Consider the following 21,600-nt stretch of genomic DNA (forward strand, 5'->3'; position numbering starts at 1 on the left):
ATGACGAAAGGCATAAACCGGCAAAAAATATTGCACCGCAACATTCCGCCGGAATCAGCGCAGGAAGGACTCCTGGAACCAGCCCCAGATGCCAAACGAAAATCCCGGCAGCAAGTCGATCCCCAGCGCCGACTTGGCCAGGTAGAGCACCAGCAGGCCAAAAGCGGTCGACAACACCACAAATCCCGCCAGAAAAAGTGCCAGCGCAATGCGGGCAATCTCGCGCTCCCGGCGCGACAGATCCCGCCGGTTACGCCCGGCCAGCAACACAAAATAGTAATGCCAGCGCCACAGTTTCAAGGTCCAGCGCAAGTCGACCGCATGCACGCCCCAGGCCCGCCCGCCGAGCGCCACCTTCAGCGCCAGCAACTGCTCGTCCGAAAACGAATCACGCGCCCCGGCCGGCAGCTTTTCCAGCAAGCTCCGGACAAACGGCTCATCACGCAAATCCCTGCCCTCTGCACCCATCACTTACGCTCCACCAGAAAAGCCAGCAGCACACCCAGCGCCGCACCAAGGGAATCCACCGCAAAATCCGCCCAACCCGCCTGGCGCTCAAGCACCAGCAACTGCACCACCTCCGTGCCCGCCGCCAGCAGGACCAGATCCACCAGCAGCCAGCCCGGCGACACATCCGGCCGCGCCAGCGCAAGTGCCAGACCCAGCAGCAGGAACATGCCTAAATGGACAAAACTGCTCAAACCCAGCCCGCCAAGCGCATCCGGCTGAACCGGCAACAAACCCGTTACCCACGTCTCCAGCGCATCACGCCAGCTACCCGGCATCAGGATAGCCGCCATCACCAGCACAAAAACCAGAATCAACGCCGGACGATAGCGCGCACCCAGCAACCAGCGAACCATCAGATCACCAAACGCCAGCAGCCACAGCACCCACAAAACCAGCATCGCCACCGGCACCCAGGGGCGCTCCACCAACCAGTCCAGCCGAAAATCCGAAACCGTCATGGCCCCGGACACCTTCAGCAAGCGTGCCATCAACTGCACCTGAACGACATCCGGCTGCAAGAGAACCACTGCGTCCACATGCTGCGCCAAACTCCCGGAACCGGCAAAAACCGAACGCTCCACCGCCTTCTTCTGCGCATCAATTTGCCGCACCGCAACATGGGCCCGCTCCCAGCGCTTGACCCCCTCGCTCACTGCATCCAGCACCACCTCGCCCTGCACCCGAACCGCCAAGGCCCCCGGCACCAGCGGCAATGTCCAGATCAAGCCACGGTGCTGCCGGTCATCCACCGCCGACAGCAAAAATCCCCCCGGCAGCACGTCGACCGCAGGATTCCCCACCCGGCGCAAAATCTCATCCGCCAGCGACGGCACCACCTCGGCCAGCGACGCATAACGCACCCCGGGCAACGACAAGCCCAGCGTCGCCACAATCGCCAGCAACATCAACCACCAGGAACGAAGCGGCATCACAAAAGCATCATCACGACAGGCAAAGCAAATTTCTCCATCACCGCAAGGCCCTTCATTCGTCATCGCGAGGGGCAAAGCCCAGTGGCGATGCTGCCCCTACCGCCCGTACCGATCCTCAAACCGCACAATGTCGTCCTCGCCCAGGTACGAACCACTCTGCACCTCGATCATCTCCAGCGGCAACTTGCCGGGGTTTTCCAGGCGGTGCGTATCCTCTAATGCATTGGGGCAAAATTTCTTAAAATTATAAATATTATTAACGTGCAATCTAAATAATATTTGGTGAGTTTTCTATTCGATCTTTCCGTACTCTATTCCACCACTGTGAGATAGTCAAAACATCAACAGCACCACTATTTCTCAAAAAATATATCTTTTCTACAAAATCCAAAAAACCAGAAAAACAAAACCCGTCTTTTTGGCCATCTTGGACAATATTATGAAAATGAAAAAACTGCGTCACCCCTCTACGCACAACCTCGTCTAGCTGTTTATATAACCGAGTTGTATCATTGCCGACACTGGCACCACAACTTGGAATAGTCATGTCAATATCTAACAAACCAAATCCATCATAAAATGCTTGAGGCTCTACTGAGCGCCCTGATTTAAAACCGACTGATCTAAACTCATTTGCCACCGCAATATCCCAGCGGCCAAACGTCCAACAAAAGTGATCGGCAGCTCTTGTCAGCCCTTGAGAAACTAAAAAATCTCGGTTTATCAAAATATCGCGCACAGAACGCTCAATGTCGAGGATCTTAGTAAGAGTATCATCTGGAGTGCTATCGCAAGCCATATCCCAGCCAGACTCGTACATATCGACAATCTGCTCTAGCCGTAATTTTTTAACTTTACCGACAAAATCCTTTGGGACATATAAAGTACAACACAGATTACGTTTCTTTAAAAAAGGAAATGCAAGATCATATATAGAACTATGCAAATCATCAAACGTGATAACAACCGTTGGCCTTCTTTTAACACTATGAAAAATTGGAGAGAATGCCACCTTACCTAAGAAGGGCCTACGCTGCGAAGCTTTTATTGCCAAATAAACGCTATCGAAATTTTTATTGAAAAAATCCTCAAACTCTGAAACATGGGCACACACCCAACGACTTCCGGGAGGAGATACTGTGGCTGAATCATTCATACATGTCACTTGATTAATCAGATTCGACGATCTAATCTCTAGCAAATAGGATGAAATAGAATCAGCCCCTTCGATATACTTATCAACACGAAAAACCAAGGTTCCTAATTCAGCAATGGGCTTTGGAAGGTTAATTTTTCGCCTCAATAAAATTGTACCTACAAGGTTAGTCATAGGGGCACTGAGAGAAAATACTCTATCCAAATTACCTAAAGCAGAAAAAAAACCCCCTTCCGAAACTTTACAAAGTGCTTCATCTTCGATGCAATAACTTTCTGATGAAACAAACCTCGCTTTACAAAACAAGGCGAAAAGTCCGAGTTTTGAAGCAAAATTTAGAAAAAATCGCCTAGAGATCATCCCTAATTTCGCTTGATAAAAAACCTTTTAAACAAAACAAAATTTATTTGCTTTAGAATACGACTGAGTTTCGATGCATTTTTTTTTGCCGATTTTAAATCAACCATTGAATCGTTTAAATTGTAATCACCAATTTGCCCGGCTGGAATTTCGCCCAGTTCAACATTACGAATAATTATTGGCAGCGCAGCAATATACTCAGCGGAACGATAGACTGGATGTAACGACCACACTCCAGAATTCTCGCCTAGATAGTCGACTCTGATTTTATTTTTTTCCCTCATATTTAACGAAAGTAGACTTTCCGCCTCAAGTGCGACCCCCTCGTTCCCAAGCAAATATGCCTTAAATTTTCGCAGTACGCCCAATGGATAAAAACCCAATGCACCAAGATCCACAACCAATCGGCTAGTTTTTGCGAAAAATATCCTTGTGCTAACGTGATCCTGAACAATTGACAACGGATGCGTTTTATAATTTTTTGCTGGCGTTCCTTCAAAAGTATTAGAAACTTTTTCCGAAATAAAACCATTTTTAAAAGGGGGGCCAGGCCACGGACAAACAAATGCAACTTTTACATCATCATCAATTATCTTCTTTGCTTCCGATATCCATGTTGAAGAACCGCCTCCAAATAACATATCGCCGTCCATATGCAATACATACTCAGAATTTGATATATACAACCCGTAAAAATAGCTATAAAAGGGCCCGCCATCCCACGCTTTCTCTGGAATATACTTGCCGCCGAAAAACAAATCGGAAACCCCTTGCTTAGTCTGCGCGGAATAATCAACTTCCTTCACCACAATTTTATTATTGTGGCCCGATAGCTCATTTAAATAGCATCGAATTTCAAGCAAACAATCTGAATAAAATTCAGACCCGTAACGCCCTGACAAGCTAGGCTTAGTATCAAGAACAATACAGATGCTATCAACTTGATCACCAAAAACTCTAATCTGATGTGGCAGAGTTTCTTTCAGATGACAGATATCAAGGGGATAAATATTTACTTGCAGCGAAGTTTGAAATTTTTTCATAATCCACCAAATTACTTTAGTTTTGTCGGTCCTTCAATAGCGCCTTATTTGAATATTCTTCATACTTAACGCCAAATACTCCTATTGCCATTCCTAAACCACGAAAGAAATGAACAATAGCCCGGCCGCCTAATTTAGGATTAAAAATAAATGGCATCAAAGAAATTCCGAGCAATATACGAAGCATGCCCTTCACAAACAAAAAAAACAGTCCAAACCGATGCCCAATTATTCTTTGACTTACTGCAAAAGTATTTCCAAGCCTAAACTGTCTATTAAATACCCACCGCCAAGAAACTCGAGAAATAGGAATGTCTTCAAAAACAATAGCATTAGCTGACCACCGAATTTTGATATTTTTTTCTACCAACTGACGAAAAAAAAGATAATCAGAACCTCCTGTCATTCTCATTTTTTCTTCAAACCTAACCTTCGTGTTTCTTACGAATTCTGTTTTTACTATGACATTGTTAGAAGCTGCTTCAAAAATTTCCTTTCCATCTTCATAAATCCATCCATTAAACATCCCTGACGAAACAATCCACTGGTTAGAACCAACTGGAAATATTGGTACAACTGGACCCGCTACGCAATCACAACCAAATTTATTTATAGTTTTTATTAAATTCACCAGCCACAATTCATCTGGGTACTCGTCATCATCGATAAAGCAAAAATAGTCACACTGAGCTGGAACGCTATCAACTCCCAGGTTCCTTGCTATTGGAATACCTTGCTCAGATGCAACCACATAAATAATTTCATTTTTATAAACAGAAGAGCATTCATTAACGATGGTACTTGATGACATCTCCGAATCATTATCAACAACAACCACTGTCAATTCAATTGATATATCCGCTGCAACAAGGGTCAAATCATCTAGCTTTAGAAGCAATTTCTTTAATCCATGCGGCCTTTTATAAGTTATGCACACCACCGCAACCTTATAAAGCATTTGAACCTCGATTTTTAAAAATAAAACAACGAGCAATGAATAATGGATTACCGAGGATGTATCGCCTCCACAAACGCTTCGGTTCTTGTAACAACCTAAATAACCATTCCAATTTTATCAGTCTTACCCAGGCTGGTGCCCTGGCAACTTTCCCAGCATGAAAATCGAGCAGCGCTCCAACTGCCCAAGCAGATTTAACTCCTCTGTTGATTAACTCAGAAACATAATACTCTTGTAGTCCATTACCCATAGCCACTAGAACAAGGTCTGCTTTACTATCAAGAATCATGCGAAATATATTTTCTTTCTCAGCTTCATCAAAAAAACCATGACTTGCCCCAACAACGAGATGATTTGGGTATTTATCAGAGAATATTTTAATATTTTTTTCTGCTACATCTGCCTCCCCCCCCAACAAATACATTTTAAATTGATGCTTTGTATTATTCAAAAAAAATGGAACAAAATCAGTTCCATTCAAATTATCTGCAAACAACTTCTTGTTAAATATAATATTTGCCAATGCCAGCCCTATGCCGTCATTCAGATTACAAGAGCTCGATAATAAAAATTCGTATAAGCCACTATCATTCCAGCAAACATTAATCAAGTTAGCATTTACAAAAACAACGCCAACAGGACGTTTAGAAATTTCGGAATCTAAGTACTCAACAGCAAGATGTCTATCAGCATTAAGAACAGGCAAACCAAAAACCTTATCAAACATAACTAATCCTTACTAATTAAACCCAAGGAGATCAAGGTATCCATATCATATTCTTTTCCCTGTTCCGCTTGAAGCAAGCCAAAAAGATATCCATAATCCCAAAGCGCCCATGCAATATGATTTTTTTCCGCAACTGTTCTCACATCGTAGAGCCAGCGTCTCCTACTGCCATCTGCAATAGTGTAGGTAGTTTTCACAGCACCAAATTCGCCCAAAATGATATTTCTTTTCGGAACAGAATAACGAATTGACCAATCGGAAATTTTTTTAAATCTACTATTTATATATGACAATTCTGGCTTATCAATTAAATAATATTTATCTACAACAGACTCAATTTCTGTAAAACTCAAAGGACTTATCTGTCCGATTCTCGAGCGTTCGTTATTTTCAAACTCAAATCTCGACGAATCAAGCGTAGATTTTTTGTTTCCATGATTATAGGGATAGCTCAACCCAAATATTCCTGAAATCGGACTTTTTGTCCAAATAATTGATTGATGGGTAAAAACATACGGGTCGTAAAAATGAAAATCGTAAAATGTGTTTTTATCAAAATCTCTTGGGTCTAATAACAAAAGACCATCGATGGATGACCAACAAGTTCCGCTAACAGCAATTGGTAGATTGCTCCATTTTTTTCTTAGCTCATCAAATAAAATCTTTTGTTTTATCCGCCAATCATTCTCTATTAGCGAAGCAGAACACTCACCTTGTGGCTCATTCATCAATTGTAAAATAACTCCTCCTTCGTCCATATCCGATATCCGGGAGGCAATCTTACTCAAATAGTGCAAGTAGCTTTTAAATTTTATTTCATTCCATAAAATATCATTTGATTTCCAGTTTGAGCTATATGTAGCGGGATGCGAATCTACGATGACAACAAAACCGTGTCGCCGAAGCCTGTTAATAAAATCAAATAGTTCTGAGTATAAAATATCGTCGTAGCGATCAAAATAAATATATGGCCCAGGATCGACCGACAGCCGTACAAAGTCAAACCCAACGTCTTTTAATTTAACAATTTCGGCATCTGAAAACCGAAGATTTTTCTCATTAAAAAATGGCGGCCACTTATAAAGAGAACCGTTTTTATCTGGATAGGCAAAAATTCGCGACAAATTTATGCCGCGTGAAATGTTAAAATTTTTATCTAACTCACTTGCAATTAAATCTCTAGAAAATTCAGAACAAGCAATGCTAATAAAGAACATCCATCTTAGCACCAGCAAAATATTTAATTTTTCCATAATTCGCCGCCATCTTCAAATACCATACAAGTCCAGTTGATTTATTAACCGGGAAAACAAGCACGAAAAATATTGAAGAAACAATCAATTTAATCAAACCATTAACAAATTCTTTTGCGCGCCTAATGGGACCGTGACCTTTATTATTTATATAAGCATAGGTTTGTCCCCCTCTGCAGTAGCGCTTGAATAGCTTGCTGAGAACAACTCGATCAGGGGTCACATGCTCATTAACGATTGATTTATTTTCGCATATAAATATATAGCCGGCTTTATTTAGTTCATAGAAGAACAAGGTATCCTCTCCACCTGTTCTACCAAAGTCTTGGTTGAAAGATAGGCCAGTCTCCTTAACAATCTGCGATTTCATCAGAAGATTACCTGTGCCCCCTGTTTCAACTCGTGCATTATTATTTTTAAAAAATTTTAAAAATGGCGACGACTTTACTATCCATTGTGGAATAGCTGGATCATGAATCGGAAGAATTGCCCCAAAAACACCATCCACATTATTTGAAGTCAACGCCGAGTGCAAAGTACCTAGCCAATTAATATCAGCGATTTCGTCATCGTCAATAAATGCCAAATATTTTCCACTGGAATTCTTCAAACAGGCATTCCTTGCAATTGAAATATTGCGTGATGCGACATCAATAATTTTAATATTCTCTCTCACCATCATTGCTTGGCTTAAAAGAGTTGTTACAGCCTTATTTGGACTGTCATCAGCAATGATATATTCAATATTAAAGCCATATTTAGCGGCAGATTTATCGACTGAGCAAATAGTGTCTACTAATGTTCTTCGTCCGATGCTCGCTATGCAGATAGAAATAAGATCTCCCATATCACCAGTCCATAAATGAGAATTTATATTTACTGTCGTCATCAAGTATTTTAATAGGTTTTGCGGGGCATCCAGAAATAAGATGTCGACTTATGCTTTCGCCTCGAACTAAAACACTTCCCAGCGCAACGATATTGCTATCACCCAAAGTAGTACCAGGTGAAACTCTAACTGCCGAGCCTATGTAGTTGTAAGAGCCAATAGTTATATCTCGGTCCATAACGCTCACACCATGTGTCCACATCTGAGTCCCCCGTCCAGCGATCCAAGTTCCTTTTCCAATATATATCTTTCCATACACATCAAAGAAATGTGAATCTAATACCAAAACATCATCGCATAACTGTAACTCTCTCTTGTAATTTTTATTCTTAAATTTGTCATTTAAGATACTCCAGGCGGCAGTAAAAATATTGCCTCGTCCAATTCTTACTCCATCCCCAATAGAAACCGTAAAAGGTCCCTTAAATAAATTAAATGAAGCAAATTTTGAGTTTGATCCAACAACAAATTTTGGTACATGAATCACATTTAGGTAACCCAATTGAACATTCGCCCCAAATGAATATCCGAATATAATTTTGTAAAGCAACTTTCTTATAGCTGAAAATGGTGCTATTGCAATAATAACCGCAACAAAAAAACTAATTTTTTTCATAGAACTCACCGAATTTTGTTAAGTCTAAAATGCTTGCTTATAATGTATATTGAAATTACGCAGGCAATAAACTGTATTCCATATCTTATCCAGATAGCGTAGTGAACATCATGATTTATCAAGAACCCGCTCAATAGTATTGGAAATACAGCTGCGCTAACAATCAAAATTAGCACGCGCCCATTATGGAGTCCAACAAGCCGAAGACCATCAGCAGAAACAGCCATAACAGCGAGAAAAAATGGAAACAGCGCAAAAGCTTTAACTATTTCATCAATCCCATGATATCTATCACCAAATATATTCTCAACCACGGGAGAAAATAAATATATACCTAACCCAATTACAAACGCGGCAATGATATTAATCATATACATCGACTTGAGGAAAACGAGATCCTCTTTATTTATATCGCCAGCCTTAAAATATTTTGTGTAGACGGCATTTAACAATCCTCGGATTGGAGTTGTGGCAGCATCTACGACACGAAATCCTGCAGTGTAAATACCGCCAATTTCGGGGCCTAAAAATTTAACCACCAACGGCTTATCAATATCCTTAAATACAGCTAACGATGATATTTCTAGGCAAAATGCCACACCACTCTTAATTGACATCCATGAAAACTTTACTTTTGGCCTACCAAACTCGCTAATTACCAAACCAATCGAAACGAGGGAACCAATCAGTATCGATATAAAATATAATGGGATCCACTCCTTAACACCAAAGTCGCCGAGCAGAAAAAACGCTCCTAGTAAGAATGCCATCTTGGTAGAAGTAGCTATCAAATTAATTTTTATTTTTCCTACTGGATGATTTATGGCCCAATAACAAGAGGAAGATAAAAAAACGATTTTTGTGAAAAGCAAATCCGATATTAGAACCATCCCAATATATATAGGCTCTAGCTTTACATTAAGAATAGAGCATGAAATGAAGCCGATCAACAGAGCGATTGGAAATGTCGAAGCAATGGAACCCAGCCCAGTTCCATAGCCATCCAAAACACTTGATTTACCCTCAACATAATTTCGTATGAGCAATTGATCACATCCAATGCCAACAAACGTTGATATTATTATCGAGATAGCCGCAACACTAGAAAAAACCCCAAATTCTACTGGCCCCAGTGCTCTGGAAAGAACTATCAGATAGGCAGCTTGTATAAACACTTGAAAATACAAATCCGCAGTATGCCATACAGCATCAGAACTTAATTTTTTCCACCCTGCCATTTGACATACCTTTATCAATACCGGAAAAACATAGTGCGATTAAGAAGACAACCCACATAGTGACAAAGCTTCTGAATATACTTGACTCCATTAAGTTATTTAGCAAAAAGAATATCAGCAAATTCAAAAACAAAAACCTACTAGACCTATCTATTACTTTGGATGACTGTATATTCACAAAAAATATTATTATTAAAATAAAAAATATCATCAACCCCACAAAGCCTAGTTCAAGCAGTACATCTATGTACCCATTGTGCGCTTGAATCAAACCGGATATAAACCCTTCGCCAAGCGACTCCGAATTATCACCAACTCCCCAAAATGACCCATAGCCATGCCCAAACCAAAAACTATTATTAATATAATAAAATGCAAAGTCCCAAATATTTGTACGCCCCGTAAATGTATCGTCCCCGTATATAAAAAGCGATACCCCTTTTACTGTGACGTCAAAAATCATGATCAAGCAAAAAAACACGACAACAATAATGCAAACTGCTGCATACTGCCTTATTCCCCAAGCCTTCTTCCAGACATAAACAAAAAAATAGCTAATTACTGGAACCATCAGCATTAATGCAATTGCTGTTTTTGAATTGCTCAGGACACACAAAGCTATCGATGCAATAGCCAGCAGCGCATAAATTTGTCTTTTGAAGCCTAGTGACACTGAGAATCCATAAATCATAAAATAAAAGCACAAAGCTGAGACTTGGCCCATTTCATTTTTTTGTCGATATATTCCGGCAAAACCCAATTCAGTGAATCCGCCTTGCAATATAGTAAGAGTATTGATCAAAACAACAATAGCAAAAAATACACTAACAAACCACAGCAGTTTTATTTTGTCGAAAACCAATATAATCGGAACAGCAATCGAACCAAACAATATTAGTTGCTGTATATATCGACGCATTGATATACTTGGAACATCACTCCACAAAATACTAATTAGCGCCAACCCAAGATAAGCAAAACAAAAGTAAACAGATGGGTTTATTTTTATTTTTTCTATTTTTTTTCTTCCAAAATACAAAGATACAATATTTAAAATCAACAACCCAACCCAAAAAGCTTTGTTTGAAGCAGAACCCTCAGCAACTTCCGCATTTATATCTAATTCAGGAACTACTGCACTATCGGTGTATGTTGTGACTGGATGTATAATGAAGACATAACCCAGCATAACAAGAATTAGAATAACCGGGGCAATTGTATTAAAAAAACTTTTTTCTTTCTTATCAAAAAAAGCTATCATAGACCAACCTTATATTCGCAGAGAACCAAGATGTTTTTCAATGACTTACGCAATTATAGAGAAGGAATAATTTCTCAAGGTTTCTGGTCGCTACAAATATATCGATTTGGACAAACCAGAAACAAATTTAGATCGAAGATATTTCGTTACCCCATTGCCATTATTCATCGAATTCTTTCAAAGATTTCCGAAATATTTTTCGGGATATATATCGGCGCACACGCAAAAATTGGGCAGCGACTAATCATCGAGCATTTTGGCGGGATAATTATTCACAATAATACTATTATCGGCGATGACGTAATAATTAGACAAGGAGTAACAATCGGAAATAAAAATCTTGACGACCCAACTGGAGCTCCAATAATCGGCAATCGAGTCAACATCGGTGCTGGTGCAAAAATACTTGGTAGAATTACTATCGGCGATGATGTAACCATCGGCGCAAATGCCGTTGTCTTAACAAATGTTCCAGCTAATCATTTAGCTGTTGGAGTTCCTGCAGTTTTAAAAAAATTAGAGAATTAAATGGCAACCTTAACGGCACGACTAATTGAATTATTAATTTACACTCCAACCGAATAATTATTTTTGGTTAATATTATCGACAGTTCATCAATAAAGACGATTCGTTTTGGCTAAAATCCTCTCGCCAAACTCCTACTAGTTGATGATTTTGATGCGATTGACCACTAGGTTGCTCCTGTAGAGCATCGCTTTCAAACTACATAAATTTTTGCTTGTTGGGCCATGTCGTCAAAATCGTTGGTTAGTCGAAGCATCGCCGCCCATCTCGCTCAAATCGCGCTATTTATTGCGGTCGACTGCTAGGAAAGTACTGATTTGTCGACATCGGGCAGAGCGAAACGAGGTGCTGATCCAGGAATTTTTGCTTGATCAAGCACTGGATTGCCGCGCTTCGCTCGCAATGACGACCATGTCGAATTAGTCAGCATCTGGCTAGATTCTGCCACTCACCCGGACGATGATAAAGAAATATTTTGCAGTGCAGCATGCGTGCATATGAAGCTATGCGTAAAGTCATAGTGAATATGACAAATTCACTTTAAAACGCGGGCAACATGGTAAAAACGCATCCTAAAGATGCGTTTTTTCAAGTATTTGGCTGAATCTGTCAGATCAAGCTTCAATCACCACCAAAAAGGTCACGACTGTAGACTTTGGCTTCCACGTCGCGGATGTCATCGGTCATGCGGTTGGCGATGATGATGTCGGCTTCCTGCTTGAACGCGGCCAGGTCGTTGATGACTCTGGAGCGGAAGAATTCTTCTTCGGGCAGGTTGGGTTCGTAGATGATGACTTCGATGCCCTTGCCTTTCAGCCGCTTCATGATTCCCTGGATGCTGGAGGCGCGGAAGTTGTCCGAGCCGGCTTTCATCACCAGTCGATAGACACCGACAACCTTGGGGTTTCTCTTGATGATGTCGAAGGCAATGAAGTCCTTGCGGGTGGTATTGGCTTCGACGATGGCGTTGATCAGGTTCTGCGGCACCTGGCGGTAATTGGCAAGCAGTTGCTTGGTATCCTTGGGCAGGCAGTAACCACCGTAACCAAACGACGGGTTGTTGTAGTGATTGCCGATGCGGGGGTCGAGGCAGACGCCGTCGATGATCTGGCGGGTGTCGAGGCCGTGCGTGGCGGCGTAGGTGTCGAGCTCGTTGAAGAAGGCAACACGCATGGCCAGATAGGTGTTGGAGAAGAGCTTTACGGCTTCGGCTTCGGTGCTGTCGGTGAACAACACCTTGATGTCCTGCTTGATGGCGCCTTGATGGAGGAGCTTGGCAAAGGTCTCGGCCCGTGCGCTGCGTTCGCCGACGATGATGCGGGAGGGGTGGAGGTTGTCGTAGAGCGCCCTGCCCTCGCGGAGGAACTCAGGGGAGAAGATGATGTTGACCGGCCGCCCCTGCGCCAGCGAAAACGCTTCGCGTACTTTTTGCGTATAGCCGACCGGGACAGTGGATTTGATCACCATCGTGGCTTCCGGGTTGATCGCGAGTACGTCGCGGATCACGGCTTCGACCGAACCGGTGTTGAAGTAGTTGGTTTCGGGGTCGTAGTCGGTGGGCGTGGCGATGATGATGTAGTCGGCGCCGACAAAGGCTTCGTGCTTGTCGAGCGTGGCGCGAAGCTTGAGCGGTTGGTTGGCGAGATAGTCTTCGATCTCGGTGTCGACAATCGGCGACTGCTTGCGGTTGATCATGTCCACCTTCTCGGCAACGATGTCGAGCGCTACGACTTCATTGTGTTGGGCGAGAAGGATGGCGTTGGAGAGACCGACGTAACCGGTTCCGGCGATGGCGATTTTCATGGGTTTGGATCTTGGTTTGATTGTGGCGATTCGACCATGGGCAAAGCCATGAAAACGGCTTGCACATGCATCCGGCTGCCCGATTCTGCCATTGCTTTGGATGATGATAAAGAAATATTTTGCAGTGCAGCACGGAGGCATATGGGGGTATGCACTTAGTGATAGCAGCCGTGAGGGGTAGGGCCAGGGATGACAGTAAATCATCGTCTGTTAATATTGCGGCTTCCTTGAAAACCATCCAGAACCATGCAAATTGCCAATCCGGGCCAGGATATGTTGGTCAACGAAGTGAAACTGATGCTGGACACCCTGCCCTTCGATGGCGCACGGGTGTTTGAGTTGGGTTGCGGCCGTGCCGAGAAGACCCGTACCCTGGCGGAGTCCGGGCGGATCCGGGAGATTGTGGCACTGGAGGTGGATTCGATCCAGCACGCCAAGAACCAGCAGCTCACCGACTTGCCAAACGTGGTGTTTGCGCATGGCGGCGCGGAGGCGATTCCGGCGGCGGATGCGAGCGTGGATATCGTGCTGATGTTCAAGTCGCTGCATCATGTACCGGTGGAATTGATGGATGCGGCTTTGGCGGAAATCGCCCGGGTATTGAAGCCGGGTGGCCTGGCGTGGATTTCGGAGCCGGTTTATGCGGGCAACCTGAACGAGGTGTTTCGTCTGTTCCATGATGAAAAGATCGTGCGCGAGGCAGCTTTTGCGGCAATCCAGCGCGCTGTGGCACGTGGCCCGTTGTTGCTGAAGCAGCAGTTGTTCTTCAATACGCGCAGTTACTTTGAAAATTTCGATCAGTTCGATACGCGCATGATCCAGGTCACCCACACCGACCACAGCCTGTCGCCGGAACTGTACGCGGCAGTGCGCGAGAAGTTCGATTCCTTCATGACCCCGGAAGGCGCTACCTTCCACACGCCGCAGCGGGTGGATTTGCTGGTGAAGGGATCCGGCATCGCAAGGCCGTAGGCCGGGGCGATCCATGGGTTGCTTCGCTGCGCCCGCAATGACGCGACCTTGACCATCCGAGCCATGCATTCGAGGGCCGCGCGCGGGTCGAAACAGTGTTACAGGCCGCCAATACAGGGGTTGGCGGTTTGCGCACCGCACAAAAATACACAAGAAATCCGTAGGCAGATTGCAGGCTAGCGATTAAATTCTGGGGCCTTATGAGCCTCACTAAATTCTTTTACCGTTTCCTGGGCCCCTTCTGCCTGCTCGTTGCGCCCCTTCTTGCACACGCAACTGCGGTCGCGCTGTATTACGGCACGGGCATCCCGCTCAAGGAATTCCGGAACTTCGACATCGTTGTCGTCGAGCCTGACCATCCGCACGATCCCGTCGCCCAGCGCAAGCTCGGGGGGGAGTTGTATGCCTACGTATCGGTCGCCGAGGTTCAGCGCGACCGTGCCTATTACCGGAATATTCCGGCTGACTGGAAGCTTGCCCGCAATCAGGATTGGGATTCGGAAGTCATCGACCAGACGCCGGCTGCCTGGCCTGATTTCTTTGCCGAGCAGGTTGTCGGCCCGTTGTGGGCGCATGGCTACCGGGGTTTCTTTCTCGATACGCTCGACTCTTACCGGCTGGCCCGCCAGTTCGACGAGAAGGCACAGCAACAGGGGCTGATCCGGGTTATCGAGACCTTGCACCGGCGCTATCCGGGCATCCAGTTGATTCTCAACCGTGGTTTCGAGATCGTGCCGGCGGTGCGCGACAAGATCCGCATGGTGGCTGCCGAATCGCTGTTTCGTGGCTGGAATGCCGGCCAGCGGCGTTACGTGGAGGTTCCCGCCGGCGACCGTGAATGGCTGCTCGGCCAGTTGAACACCATCCGCCAGCGCGATGGCATCGAGATTCTGGCGATCGATTACACTCCACCGCACGACCGCCAGCTGGCTCGCGAGACTGCGGCCCGGATCACGGCGCTTGGTTTCACGCCGTGGGTTGCCGATGGTGGCCTGGACAGCATCGGCATCGGCAGTATCGAAGTGGTGCCGCGCCGGGTGCTGGTGGTCTATAACGGCGACGAGTCGCCGGCGCTGAATTACGCCAATGCCCACCGTTTCCTGCAGATGCCGCTGAACCACATGGGTTATGTTGTCGATTATGTGGATGTCACCGGTGAACTGCCGGAGACGGTGTTCGGTGATCGCCATGCCGGCGTGGTGACGTGGTTTTCCGGGAGCATTCCGGCCGGCCGGCAGCGGGCGCTGGCGGGCTGGCTGAGCGGCCTGGTCGAGCGCAAATTCCCGCTGGCCATCATCGGTGACCCGGGCTTTGCGCCGGATCGGGCGTTTGCTGCCCGCCTCGGCTTGCGCACGCCGCTTGCGCCGGCGCGAGTTCCGCTGAGCATCAGCAAACAGCATGCAATGATGGGTTTCGAGAGTGCACCGCTGCCGAATCGCAGCGACCTGCCGGTTTTCCAGCTGGGCACCGCCAGCGCGGATGTCCTGCTTGAACTCCAGGACGATAGCCGTCAGCGCTATCTGGGTGGTGCCATCCTGCCGTGGGGCGGTTTCATCCTCGACCCGTTCGCTTTGGTGGAGATTCCCGGTACCGATCAGGCACGCTGGGTTGTCGATCCGTTCGCTTTCCTGCAGGCGGCGCTACGCCTGCCGGCAATTCCGGTGCCCGATGTGACGACGGAGAACGGGCGCCGCCTGTTTTTCTCGCATGTCGATGGCGACGGTTTTCCATCGCTGGCGGAGCTGCCGGGCAGCCCGATCGCGGCCCAGGTGATGCTGAGCGAAATTCTGGAGAAGTACCGGATTCCTACGACGGTTTCGGTGATCGAGGCGGAAGTGGCACCGCACGGGCTGTTCCCGAAACTGAGCCCGGCGCTTGAAGATATCGCACGGCGGATTTTCCGCTTGCCGCATGTGGAGATCGCCAGCCATACCTACGCCCATCCGTTCATCTGGGATACCGGCGTCAGCGGGCTGACCGGCAACGAGAACCGCCTTGAGGGCAATTACCATCTCAATGTGCCGGGTTATACCTTCGATCCGCAGCGGGAAATCGTCGGTTCGACCGAGTACATCCGCAAACGCCTGGCGCCGGCAGGAAAACCGGTGAACATCCTGCTCTGGTCCGGTGATACCGCGCCGGATGCCAGGGCTCTGCGCATCGCCGAAAATGCTGGCTTGCTCAACATGAACGGCGGTGACACGTCGATTACCCGGCAGAATCCGAGCCTGACCGCTGTCGGCGCCTTTGGCATCGAAAAGGAAGGTTTTCTGCAGGTTTACGCGCCGATCACCAACGAGAACATCTACACCAATCTGTGGCGCGGTCCTTACTATGGCTTCGAGCGGGTCATCGAGTCGTTCGAAATGACCGGTGCGCCGCGCCGCCTGAAGCCGGTGGATATTTATTACCACACCTATTCCGCCAGCAAGCGGGCCGGGCTCAGCGCTGTGCACAAGGCTTTCGCCTGGGCGATGGCACAGCCTCTACACCCGGTTTTCGCGTCGGAATACATGCGCAAGGTGCGCGATTTCCACGATATCGCCATTGCCCGCGATAACGGCGGCTGGCGGATCAACGGCAACGGCGAACTGCGCACGCTGCGCTGGGCCGGTCTGCCACCACGCTTGCAGGATGCGGCCGGCGTCGCCGGTTATTGCCCTGACCAGGAGGGGCAGTACATCCACCTCACCGGCCCTGCGGCCTGGTTCGCTGCTGGTAACGACCAGACTGCCCGCCCCTATCTGTACGAAGCCAATGCCCGTGTTACCAGCTGGCAGGATGCGCCACGCAGTTTCACCTTGCGCGGGCATGTGCCGCTCGAATTCAGCCTTGCCAACAGCCAGGCGTGCCAGGTCCGTGCTGACGGCCGCCTGCTTTCTCCGGTTAAAACGACCCGTATCAGTAACGCATTGACGATCCAGGCGTTCAGAACTTCCCATGCCACTGCACAGATTCGCCTCGACTGCGCATCCCGCTGAGCGTCCGCTGCTCGCGCCGCTGTGGCTGATCGCGCTGCTGGCTGCGATCGTCGGCGTTGCGCTGTTCCTGCTCTACCCGCGCACCGACCTCGAACGTCGCCTGGCGGAAACGCCCGATACCGCGCTGTCGGCCAGCTACCTCGCCAACTTGCTGCGCAGCGATCCGGACAACCCCAGGCTGCGTTTGCTGCTCGCCCGCCGGCAAGCGGAAATCGGCAAGACGATGGAGGCGCGGGCGACCTTGCAGCCTGCACTGGACACGACCGACCGGGAAATCCACCAACAGGCCGAATGGGTGCTCTGGGAACTGAATGCGCAGGATTATCGCCTCCTGCCGGCTGGCGACAGTCCGGCACGGCGCGCCTTGCTGGCCGAGTTGCTGAGTCAGATCGAGAAGCTCGCCGATGCGCCACTGACGGTCGAGCAGCAGATCGAACTGGCCAGCAAGGCCTACCTGCTGGAGCAGCCTGTACTCGGTGCCCGCCTGTTCAAGTCGGTGGGCCAGCGTATCGACAATCCGGCCGAGGCGGTCAGGCTTTATGAGCACGCTGCCGTCAAGGCGCTGGCCAATGGTGATTATTCGGGCAGCGCCGAGCTTTATCTGCTGGCGCGCAACAGCAGTTCCGACCCGCTCCTGGCCAAGCGTTACTTCCATACGGCGTTGCGTACGCTGCAGTCGGGCAACCTGATGCAGGAGGCGATCGAAGTTGGCAAACGCGACCTCGGTGCCCTCGTCGATGATCAGGAAACCCTGCTGCTGCTGACCCGCCTGGCTCGCGCTGCCGGGCGCCCTGATATCGCCGACCGCTATGTCCGTCTGTTGTTGAGGCTGGCCCTGATGCGCCAGTGGCAGAGACTGGAGATTGCCCGCGCCTGGGGCGACGGCAGTTTCCGGGCGGTTTCGCAGCAGGCGCCGCAAAAAGGCCCGGGTATCGCCTTCGACGACAAGATCTATACGTTGGGCTATGAGATTTTTCTGGAAAACCGCAAGCTTGAGGATGCCTGGCAGGTGGCCAGTTCGGCGGTACGCCAGATGCCCGATGACAATGCCTGGCGCGAGCGCCTGGCGCGTGTTTCGGAATGGACGGGACGACCGCAGGTGGCGCTGGAAAACTGGGTGAAGCTGGCCCATGCGGGTCATGGTGACGATGCTTGGCAAAGCGTGCTGCGTCTGGCGCCTGGCCTGTTCGATGATGCGGCGCTGATTCCGGCACTGCACTATCAGATCGAGCGACGGCCGGGCGATCTGCGCCTGGTGCGCGAGTTGCTGGCGGCGCATGAACGCCTCGGTGAGCCGGGGCCGGCAATCAGCTATCTGGAACGTCTGAGCCGGCAGCGCTTTTCTCCCGAGGTTCTCGAAATGCTCGCCGAGGTGGCAGAGCGTGCCGGCCGTGTCGACCTGGCGGTGGAAACCTGGGAACGCCTGTTCGCCGTACCGGAACAGCTGACGCCGGCACGGGCCTTGCGCGTTGCCGTGATGCTGCTGATTCAGGGCCGACACAGCGAGAGCCTGGTCTGGCTCGAACGCGCCCAGACCCGCGCTGGCACCGCGAGCGAGGAAGAGATTGAATACTGGCGGCTCAATGGCCAGCTGGCCGAACTACACGCCAAGGACAACCAGGCGATCGACGCCTTCCGCCGCATCATCGATGCTGACAAGGCCAATGCCGGCGATTTCGATGCCTTGATCCGCCTGCTGGTGCAGGCTGCACCGCTGGATGCAGCGAGTGTCTCGGCCGATGCCTGGGAGAAATTCGACGAACCGCGCTATCTGATCCAGGCGCTGACCATTTATGCCGGCCGCAACCGCTGGGCCGATATCGGCAAGCTGTTGCAGCGCATCGATACGGCACCGGGTGCTTCCCGCCATGCGCTGGCGCAGTTGCGCGCCCTGCCCGACTTCCTGCGCCTGCTCGGTACCTACCAGCAGAATATCGGCCAGTTTGCCCTGGCACGCGGCAATTTCGAGGCTGGCCTGCTGCTCGCGCCGGATGCTGCCGATCTGCAGCAGGCGCTGCTGTGGTTGTTCATCGATGGCAACGATGCGGCTGCCTTGCGCAAGGTACTCGCCACCCACGAGCGCAACTGGGCGAAAAACCCGGCGATGCACGATGCGCTGGCTTCCAGCTATCAGGCACTGTCATTGCCGCAGGTTGCCTTGCAACGCTACCTGACACCGCGCACCGGCGATCATCGCAACGACCTGTTGTGGATGATGAACTACGCCGATGCGCTGGACCAGAACCAGCAGGGCGATCTTGCCTGGCGCTTGCGCCGCCTGCTGCTGTCGGAGGAATGGGACAGCGTGCGGGGCAAGGACAGCCTGCGCCAGGCCCGGCAGCGCTGGCTGAGCGAGGAAGGTCTCGACGAGACCCGGCGGATCGCACGAACCCGCCTGATGCTGACGCAACGCCCGGGCAACCCCGGTCTCGACGTGCTGCGCGAGATGCTGCGCCTTGACCGCAGCGAGCGCGACAGTTTTTCCAATGCGGCGGCCGAAACCGCCATCGGCTGGCTGCAGGACCACGCCGAATATGGTGCCGAGCGCGCCTTCCTCTGGCATCAGTACGCAAAAACCCGCAGCAGCCGCGCTAATCGTCCGCTCTGGGCTGAAATCACGGTGGCCCTGGCCGAACGCGATACGGCGGCCATCGGCCAGTTGCTGGAAACTTTCGACGAACGTTTGCCACGCTACGACCGGGTCAATGCGGCGCGTGCCGTCGATGACCTGCGTCTGGCCCAGAGCGCTGCGTTCGAGGCCCAGTCGGACCAGACCGACGATAACCCGACCCACCTGCAATTGACGGAAACCCTGCTCGCCTTCAGCGACCATGGCGGTTTCGCCATCGCCAGCAACAATCTCGATTCGATCGTGGAGACGGAAAGCACCGCGGCCTGGCATCTTGCGGTCAACCCGCGTCTGGCACTGGATTTCGACTGGGGACGCATCCGCCGCGAGGTCAGGAATCGTGAGGTGATCCGTGCAGCACCCGACGAGGATGTCTTCAGCGCCCGTCTGAACTGGCGGCATGCTGACGGCGAAACGATCTTCCGCATCGACCGGCGCGAGAGTTTCGCGACTTATACGCCGGTGCAGATCGAGCATGAACATCGTATCGACGACCGGCTTTCACTGCGCATCGGCCTCGGCAGCGACCTGCCCAGTCAGGAAAGCCAGCCGCTGCGGATTGCCGGCATGAAGGATCGTGCATCATTCAGCTTGCGCTACCGGCCGACCCGGATGGATCAAGTGCTTGTCGAACACTGGCGCGAAAACTATTACCTGCAGACGGGTGCCCGACTGGGCGATGGCCGCCACAGCAGCGTCACCCTGGCCCACACTTACCGTCAGGAAGCCCGCGATCTCGAGTTCAGCGCTTTCTGGTCGAAACATGAATTCAACCGGGTTGGCGACTACAGCAGCTTCAGCGCACGCGATGCCCGGATCGAGCAGATATTCCCGGCCGGCTTTGTTTCACCGGGGGGCAACGAGCCACCGGCTGCCGACTATTACCTGCCGGAAAACTTCAGTTTCTACGGCATCCGCGTGTCCACCGATGTGCGCCACGAGCGCGAGTACACCCGCGCTACCCGCCCCTTCGCCAGTATTGCCCGAACCTGGCACAGCGAACTCGGTGCCGGCTACGACATCCGCCTGGGTCTTGCCGGCAGCGTCCTCGGCGCTGATCATCTCGCCCTCAGCTGGGGGCTCGGCAAGGCCGGAACTCAAACCAACGCGCCGGTCCGCGACCTGCGCCTGACTTACCGCATTCACTACTGACCACCAACCCGATGACAGGGAACGACCATGACCTTTGACCAAAATCGCCTGCTACGCCTGCGCAACCTGCTGCTTGCCAGCCTTGCCATGATCCTCGCCGCTTGCTCGACGCTTGATCGCGGCACGTCGCCCGAACTTGAACGCCAGGCTGTCTGGGTTGTCCTGCCTTTCTCGAATCACACGGAGACACCGCTCGCCGGACAGCGCGCGGAATCGATCGCGGAAGCGCTGCTGCGGACCAGCGGCCTCACTCGCGTCAAACGCTTCCCGGGTGCCAGCCAGCAGGAGGCACTGTTCGAGGCAAACGAACAAAAACTGCAGGATGAGGCGCTGGCCTGGGCCCGCCAGCAGGGCGCTCGTTATGCGCTGGCCGGCGGCGTCGATGAGTGGCGCTACAAGGTCGGCGTCGATGGCGAACCTGCCGTTGGCGTTACCTTGCAGATCATCGATGTGCAGAGTACCGAGACGCTGTGGAGTGGCACTGGCGGCAAGAGTGGCTGGAGCCGCGAGGCGCTTTCCGCCGTCGCCCAGCAGTTGATCCGCGATCTGCTCAAGACCGGCTTGGCCGGTGCCCGCTGAAACCGAGTCCGGGCG

At 50.0% G+C, this 21,600-nt stretch carries 17 protein-coding genes and 1 pseudogene; 5 read left to right on the forward strand and 13 right to left on the reverse strand.

What is annotated here, in order from left to right; translation table 11 throughout:
* Positions 1-54: 54 nt before the first annotated feature.
* The 12 genes and pseudogenes from BJN45_RS08195 to BJN45_RS08240 form a co-directional block, all read right to left on the reverse strand.
* On the reverse strand, positions 55-468 hold the full coding sequence (locus tag BJN45_RS08195) for a 3-phosphoshikimate 1-carboxyvinyltransferase (RefSeq protein WP_076093846.1): 414 nt from the start codon (positions 466-468) through the stop codon (positions 55-57).
* A complete protein-coding gene (locus tag BJN45_RS17780) occupies positions 468-1,505 on the reverse strand; it encodes a hypothetical protein (RefSeq protein WP_170873052.1) in 1,038 nt (345 codons plus the stop codon). The genes BJN45_RS08195 and BJN45_RS17780 overlap by 1 nt, the downstream gene beginning before the upstream one ends.
* 33 nt (positions 1,506-1,538) lie before the next feature.
* Positions 1,539-1,652: pseudogene (locus tag BJN45_RS08205) on the reverse strand (cupin domain-containing protein); the annotation flags it as partial.
* A 58-nt stretch (positions 1,653-1,710) separates the two neighbouring features.
* A complete protein-coding gene (locus BJN45_RS17510) occupies positions 1,711-2,958 on the reverse strand; it encodes a polysaccharide deacetylase family protein (RefSeq protein ID WP_083651049.1) in 1,248 nt (415 codons plus the stop codon).
* Positions 2,959-2,960: 2 nt separating this feature from the next.
* Positions 2,961-4,001 (reverse strand): hypothetical protein, encoded by a 1,041-nt coding sequence (locus tag BJN45_RS17635; protein WP_139326319.1) that lies wholly within the window; start codon positions 3,999-4,001, stop codon positions 2,961-2,963.
* 16 nt (positions 4,002-4,017) lie between these two features.
* Positions 4,018-4,959, reverse strand: a complete 942-nt coding sequence (locus tag BJN45_RS08215; RefSeq protein ID WP_076093854.1) for a glycosyltransferase — start codon at positions 4,957-4,959, stop codon at positions 4,018-4,020.
* On the reverse strand, positions 4,949-5,686 hold the full coding sequence (locus BJN45_RS08220; protein WP_076093856.1) for a WecB/TagA/CpsF family glycosyltransferase: 738 nt from the start codon (positions 5,684-5,686) through the stop codon (positions 4,949-4,951). The genes BJN45_RS08215 and BJN45_RS08220 overlap by 11 nt, the downstream gene beginning before the upstream one ends.
* Before the next feature lie 2 nt (positions 5,687-5,688).
* Positions 5,689-6,939, reverse strand: coding sequence for a glycoside hydrolase family 5 protein (locus BJN45_RS08225; protein ID WP_083651051.1), 1,251 nt, complete (start codon positions 6,937-6,939; stop codon positions 5,689-5,691).
* Complete coding sequence (locus BJN45_RS08230; protein WP_083651058.1) at positions 6,890-7,828, reverse strand: glycosyltransferase; 939 nt, start codon at positions 7,826-7,828, stop codon at positions 6,890-6,892. The genes BJN45_RS08225 and BJN45_RS08230 overlap by 50 nt, the downstream gene beginning before the upstream one ends.
* On the reverse strand, positions 7,788-8,444 hold the full coding sequence (locus tag BJN45_RS17640; protein ID WP_139326320.1) for an acyltransferase: 657 nt from the start codon (positions 8,442-8,444) through the stop codon (positions 7,788-7,790). The genes BJN45_RS08230 and BJN45_RS17640 overlap by 41 nt, the downstream gene beginning before the upstream one ends.
* 5 nt (positions 8,445-8,449) lie before the next feature.
* Positions 8,450-9,682 (reverse strand): lipopolysaccharide biosynthesis protein, encoded by a 1,233-nt coding sequence (locus tag BJN45_RS08235; protein ID WP_083651061.1) that lies wholly within the window; start codon positions 9,680-9,682, stop codon positions 8,450-8,452.
* Positions 9,654-10,943 carry an O-antigen ligase family protein gene (locus tag BJN45_RS08240; RefSeq protein WP_083651064.1) on the reverse strand — a complete coding sequence of 430 codons (1,290 nt, stop codon included), beginning with the start codon at positions 10,941-10,943 and terminating at the stop codon, positions 9,654-9,656. The genes BJN45_RS08235 and BJN45_RS08240 overlap by 29 nt, the downstream gene beginning before the upstream one ends.
* A gap of 30 nt (positions 10,944-10,973) precedes the next feature.
* Between BJN45_RS08240 and BJN45_RS08245 the strand changes: the two genes are divergently transcribed.
* A complete protein-coding gene (locus BJN45_RS08245; RefSeq protein ID WP_076093869.1) occupies positions 10,974-11,471 on the forward strand; it encodes a serine O-acetyltransferase in 498 nt (165 codons plus the stop codon).
* Between the two features lie 619 nt (positions 11,472-12,090).
* Here BJN45_RS08245 and BJN45_RS08250 read toward each other — a convergent pair.
* Entirely contained in the window at positions 12,091-13,272 is a 1,182-nt protein-coding gene (locus BJN45_RS08250) for a nucleotide sugar dehydrogenase (protein ID WP_076093871.1), read from the reverse strand.
* A 246-nt stretch (positions 13,273-13,518) separates the two neighbouring features.
* Here BJN45_RS08250 and BJN45_RS08255 point away from each other — a divergent pair, with 246 nt between their 5' ends.
* From BJN45_RS08255 to BJN45_RS08270, 4 genes are all read left to right on the forward strand, one after another.
* Positions 13,519-14,244, forward strand: a complete 726-nt coding sequence (locus tag BJN45_RS08255; RefSeq protein WP_076093874.1) for a class I SAM-dependent methyltransferase — start codon at positions 13,519-13,521, stop codon at positions 14,242-14,244.
* 200 nt (positions 14,245-14,444) lie between these two features.
* Complete coding sequence (locus tag BJN45_RS08260; RefSeq protein ID WP_076093877.1) at positions 14,445-17,225, forward strand: bifunctional glycoside hydrolase 114/ polysaccharide deacetylase family protein; 2,781 nt, start codon at positions 14,445-14,447, stop codon at positions 17,223-17,225.
* The gene (locus BJN45_RS08265; RefSeq protein ID WP_083651067.1) at positions 17,185-21,006 is read left to right on the forward strand and encodes a tetratricopeptide repeat protein; all 3,822 of its coding nucleotides are present in this window, start codon (positions 17,185-17,187) and stop codon (positions 21,004-21,006) included. The genes BJN45_RS08260 and BJN45_RS08265 overlap by 41 nt, the downstream gene beginning before the upstream one ends.
* 27 nt (positions 21,007-21,033) lie before the next feature.
* Entirely contained in the window at positions 21,034-21,585 is a 552-nt protein-coding gene (locus tag BJN45_RS08270) for a penicillin-binding protein activator LpoB (protein WP_076093880.1), read from the forward strand.
* Positions 21,586-21,600 lie beyond the last annotated feature (15 nt).

The organism is Azonexus hydrophilus, from assembly GCF_001956855.1.
GTDB classification, from domain to species: Bacteria; Pseudomonadota; Gammaproteobacteria; order Burkholderiales; family Rhodocyclaceae; genus Azonexus; species Azonexus hydrophilus_A.

Excerpts from the sequence above, each read along its gene's own strand:
- BJN45_RS08195 (WP_076093846.1), bottom strand. The coding sequence starts at position 468 with ATGGGTGCAGAGGGCAGGGATTTGCGTGATGAGCCGTTTGTCCGGAGC.
- BJN45_RS17780 (WP_170873052.1), bottom strand. The coding sequence starts at position 1,505 with ATGACGAATGAAGGGCCTTGCGGTGATGGAGAAATTTGCTTTGCCTGT.
- BJN45_RS17510 (WP_083651049.1), bottom strand. The coding sequence starts at position 2,958 with ATGATCTCTAGGCGATTTTTTCTAAATTTTGCTTCAAAACTCGGACTT.
- BJN45_RS17635 (WP_139326319.1), bottom strand. The coding sequence starts at position 4,001 with ATGAAAAAATTTCAAACTTCGCTGCAAGTAAATATTTATCCCCTTGAT.
- BJN45_RS08215 (WP_076093854.1), bottom strand. The coding sequence starts at position 4,959 with ATGCTTTATAAGGTTGCGGTGGTGTGCATAACTTATAAAAGGCCGCAT.
- BJN45_RS08220 (WP_076093856.1), bottom strand. The coding sequence starts at position 5,686 with ATGTTTGATAAGGTTTTTGGTTTGCCTGTTCTTAATGCTGATAGACAT.
- BJN45_RS08225 (WP_083651051.1), bottom strand. The coding sequence starts at position 6,939 with ATGGAAAAATTAAATATTTTGCTGGTGCTAAGATGGATGTTCTTTATT.
- BJN45_RS08230 (WP_083651058.1), bottom strand. The coding sequence starts at position 7,828 with ATGACGACAGTAAATATAAATTCTCATTTATGGACTGGTGATATGGGA.
- BJN45_RS17640 (WP_139326320.1), bottom strand. The coding sequence starts at position 8,444 with ATGAAAAAAATTAGTTTTTTTGTTGCGGTTATTATTGCAATAGCACCA.
- BJN45_RS08235 (WP_083651061.1), bottom strand. The coding sequence starts at position 9,682 with ATGGCAGGGTGGAAAAAATTAAGTTCTGATGCTGTATGGCATACTGCG.
- BJN45_RS08240 (WP_083651064.1), bottom strand. The coding sequence starts at position 10,943 with ATGATAGCTTTTTTTGATAAGAAAGAAAAAAGTTTTTTTAATACAATT.
- BJN45_RS08245 (WP_076093869.1), top strand. The coding sequence starts at position 10,974 with ATGTTTTTCAATGACTTACGCAATTATAGAGAAGGAATAATTTCTCAA.
- BJN45_RS08250 (WP_076093871.1), bottom strand. The coding sequence starts at position 13,272 with ATGAAAATCGCCATCGCCGGAACCGGTTACGTCGGTCTCTCCAACGCC.
- BJN45_RS08255 (WP_076093874.1), top strand. The coding sequence starts at position 13,519 with ATGCAAATTGCCAATCCGGGCCAGGATATGTTGGTCAACGAAGTGAAA.
- BJN45_RS08260 (WP_076093877.1), top strand. The coding sequence starts at position 14,445 with ATGAGCCTCACTAAATTCTTTTACCGTTTCCTGGGCCCCTTCTGCCTG.
- BJN45_RS08265 (WP_083651067.1), top strand. The coding sequence starts at position 17,185 with ATGCCACTGCACAGATTCGCCTCGACTGCGCATCCCGCTGAGCGTCCG.
- BJN45_RS08270 (WP_076093880.1), top strand. The coding sequence starts at position 21,034 with ATGACCTTTGACCAAAATCGCCTGCTACGCCTGCGCAACCTGCTGCTT.